At 69.1% G+C, this 3,342-nt stretch carries 5 protein-coding genes; 1 reads left to right on the top strand and 4 read right to left on the bottom strand.

The annotated features are described in order from the left end of the window. The 3 genes from PKE44_RS16825 to PKE44_RS16815 all read right to left on the bottom strand — a co-directional run. Window positions 1-406, bottom strand: a 406-nt coding sequence (locus PKE44_RS16825) for a hypothetical protein (protein ID WP_324553571.1), incomplete at its 3' end; no start/stop codon positions are given. A gap of 103 nt (window positions 407-509) precedes the next feature. After that, window positions 510-1,079, bottom strand: coding sequence for a hypothetical protein (locus PKE44_RS16820; protein WP_324553569.1), 570 nt, complete (start codon window positions 1,077-1,079; stop codon window positions 510-512). Window positions 1,080-1,094: 15 nt separating this feature from the next. Beyond that, entirely contained in the window at window positions 1,095-2,030 is a 936-nt protein-coding gene (locus PKE44_RS16815) for an MBL fold metallo-hydrolase (protein WP_324553573.1), read from the bottom strand. 345 nt (window positions 2,031-2,375) lie between these two features. On the opposite strand from PKE44_RS16815, the gene PKE44_RS16810 reads away from it, so the two are divergent. Continuing rightward, window positions 2,376-2,963 (top strand): hypothetical protein, encoded by a 588-nt coding sequence (locus tag PKE44_RS16810; RefSeq protein ID WP_324553567.1) that lies wholly within the window; start codon window positions 2,376-2,378, stop codon window positions 2,961-2,963. Window positions 2,964-2,987: 24 nt separating this feature from the next. On the opposite strand, the gene PKE44_RS16805 is transcribed toward PKE44_RS16810, so the two are convergent. Next, window positions 2,988-3,164 (bottom strand): hypothetical protein, encoded by a 177-nt coding sequence (locus PKE44_RS16805; protein ID WP_324553565.1) that lies wholly within the window; start codon window positions 3,162-3,164, stop codon window positions 2,988-2,990. Window positions 3,165-3,342 lie beyond the last annotated feature (178 nt).

Genomic DNA, 3,342 nt, shown 5'->3' with positions numbered 1-3,342 from the left:
CCTTGGCCACCCGACGCGCCGCGTCCTCGACCGCGAACGACTCGCCGACGACGACACGCTTTCCGTTGATCATCGCCTGGCCGGACTCGCCCGATCCGCTCAGCCCGGTCAGCTTCGCCTTCTTCTTGAACGCCTCGATCGAGTTCTCGGCCGGCTCGCCGGACTCCGCAACCCCGGCCGGCTTGGGGACGGGCTTGAGCCATTCCTTCTCGATGCGAAAGGCATCGACAGATTGCGAGGGCGCCGCCTCAAGCAGCTCAAGCCGATCGGACGCGCGTGCCGGCATGTCGAAACTCACCGGGGCGGCTTCCTTGGCTTCGTTCGTCCACTCACCGGGCGCGATCGCGTAATCGGACGCTGCGGCCGCCTCCCCCGGATTCGATGCCCCAAAGAACAGCTTGTCCACGCCCAAGGCAACCCCGGCCAGCGACAGCACACAGTAATAGACCTTCTTGTTCCGCGCTTGTCCCATGCCCCTAGCCTGCGAAACAGGCCGGGCCGTGGCCAGCTCATCCCGGGTTCTTTTTCGATGCCGCCCCGGAAGCTTCCGCAGATTCGGCAAACCACTCAAAGTCCACCGAGATCGAGGCCGAGGACGTCGGCGAATTCGGTTCGCCACGCACCGAAAGTCTCACGACCGCCAAATCCGGAAACTCCGAATGCGTCATGGCCAGCAGCGTCGTAACCGCCGCGTACGTGCCTTCGCCGCGGAGCCTGATCGGCACCTTGATCGCGGCCGCGGCGCGCAGCGGCCGGAACACGCCGAAATAAAGCCCGGCGAACACGGCGCCCATCAGCGTGCCGAGCCCGGCCATCGCGTGCAGGCCCGGGCTTGCGCGCACGGCAGCGCCGGTCAGCGCGAACAGCGCGTAGCCGGAGGCGAGCGTCAGCGGCATCGCGATCCAGACCGCGGCGAGGAAGCGCCCGAGCAGCGCCAGGCGCAGCGGCCCCTGCTGCTCGGGCGGCAGGCGCGCGGCCAGCGCCGGGGGTGCGATCCACAGCATGAAGGCCATGCCGCCGAGCCAGAAGCTCGCGGCGAGCAGGTGTACGGCGAGCAGCAGCGCGAGCGTCAGGGCCATGTCGGGCGCACCGGTTCAGGCCGCGCGCGCGCGGTCGAGCCAGACTTCGAGGCCCTGCGCGTTCAGCTCGGCGTCGAGCGCGAGCAGCTCACGCACCTGCGCGGCACCGAGCGTGCAGCCGTGCGCGGCGGCGCGTGCGGCGAACAGCGCATGCAGGCTCTCTACCAGGCGCTCGTGGCGGTCGGCGTGACCGTCGGCCGCCTGCGCCAGCGCGACCAGCTGATCGACCTGTTCGATGAGTTCGGCAGCGAGTCGCGCCACGTCGGTGACGCGCGAGTAATGCGTCAGGTACATCGCCTCGGGCTGGCAGGCGGCCATGCGCGCGATCGAGGCCTTCATCGCTTCGGGCTCGAACTGCACCGGCGTCGAGGTCGGGAAGATGAACGCGCCGCGCGCGGTGTCGAATTCCCGGTACGAGATGCCGAAGGTGTCGCCGGTGAAGAAGGCGCTGGCGCCGTGGTCGCGGTAGCAGACGTGATGGCGGGCGTGGCCGGGGGTGTCGAACACCGTCAGCCGGCGGCTGCCGAGCACGAGTTCGAGGCCCTCGGTGGCCTCGACGATGCGCCCGGGCGGCACCGGCGTCAGCGTGCCGTAGGTGCGCCGCACCACGTCCTCGCCGTAGACGGCCGAGGCGCCGGCCATCAGCGCCGTCGGATCGACCATGTGGCGCACGCCGCGTGGATGCACGACCAGCTTCGCGTTCGGCAGCCGGCGCAGCAGCTCGCCGGCGCCGCCGGCGTGGTCGAGGTGGACGTGCGTCAGCAGCAGCCAGTCGACCGCGGCGGGCGTGAGGCCCTTGTGTTCGAGCACGCCGATCAGCATCGGCACCGAGGCGTTGACGCCGGCATCGACGAAGGCGGCCCGGCCGTGGTCGATGATCAGGTGGCTCGCGTCGAACAGCGGGCGTTCGAAGCCGGTGTCGATCGCGCTGATGCCGTGGTCGAAATCCAGAAAGCTCAGCGTCCCGTGGTCGAGACGCTCGATGGCGACGGCGGTCGGTGGATTCACGCGGGGCCCCGGGCGGTCGGCAGATCTGCAGGAGTGCCGAGTGTAACCGCATCCTCCGCGGCCCGGACCGCCCGCCGGCGGCTGTCGCAAACCCGACAAGTCGCGGAGCTTGTCGGCAAGCCCCCCGGGCGATGCCGGGTCGCTCAGGAGGGCGGAGTTTTCATCTGATTGATGAAGATGGATAAAACCGGTTTTTCACAGAATGGTATGGACCTTGCTCAACCCCGATCTGCGGCGCGTGCGCCCCAGTTTTCGTACCTCGTCCATACCATTTCCGGGAGACCCTCCATGGTCACGATTCAGGAAACCCCCTTCGCCGGCCTGGAGGCCGACGGGCGACTGCTGTCGCCGGTGCACAAGGGCCCGACCAAGAAGCCGGGGCGCTTCGGCTTCCGCGGCGTGATCGCGCTCGAATTCGCCGAGAAGATGTCCGACGAAGCCCGCCCGCCGTCCATCAAGGCCGATCAGGTCATGGCGGTCGGTGATGCCGGGGCGAGCAGCCTGCCGTTCGTCGCGGCGATGACGCTGTCGGCGAAGCATCTGCCGCTGCTGGTCGAGGTGCTCGGCGAGCGGCTGGTGCCCGAGGGCAAGTACTTCCTGTTCGCGACCGACGTCGATTTCTCCGAGCGCTGGCAGCTCAGCTACAACGGCATCCCGTTCTGGGTGCTGCCGCTCGACGAGGCCACCGTCTACAACGAAGTGCTCGAACTCGTCGGCGTCGAGAAGAGCGACCTGAAGAAGCTCGACACCGCCGGCAAGCTCGATGCGGTCGCCGACGCCGCCGCCGGCTTCTCGGACAGCTTCCCGGCGATCAGCTACGAGGACCTCGTCGCCCGCCTCGGCAGCGTGCGCGTCAACGAGTACCGCCCGGTCTGATCCGGCGCACGGGACGCGCAGCCTTCAGCGCGCGTCCCGGCCTTCGCCGTACCAGCCACTGTCGAGCCGGCGTGCCAGCACGAAGCTGTCGTGCGCGCGCGTCGCGTTCGCGAACGGCCCGAACACTTCCCCGAAGATCTTGAACCACCAGCCCCCCCGTTCGAACCAGATGAAGGGGTAGCGCCTGCGTCCCGTGTCCACTGCCGCCTCCGCCGCCTGTGCGGCCCGCTGTGCATGGCAAGTACCATGTCTGCGGATAACGGCCGGGCCGGCGGCTACTTGAGCCCGGCTTCAGGGCAGCAGCACCAGCTTGCCGATCAGGCTGTTGGCCTCCATGCGCCGGTGCGCCTCGGCGGCCTGCGCGAGCGCGAGCGTCGCC

Source organism: Plasticicumulans sp., from assembly GCF_035331805.1.
Classification (GTDB): domain Bacteria; phylum Pseudomonadota; class Gammaproteobacteria; order Competibacterales; family Competibacteraceae; genus Plasticicumulans.
This window is presented reverse-complemented; position numbering and strand designations above follow the sequence as displayed.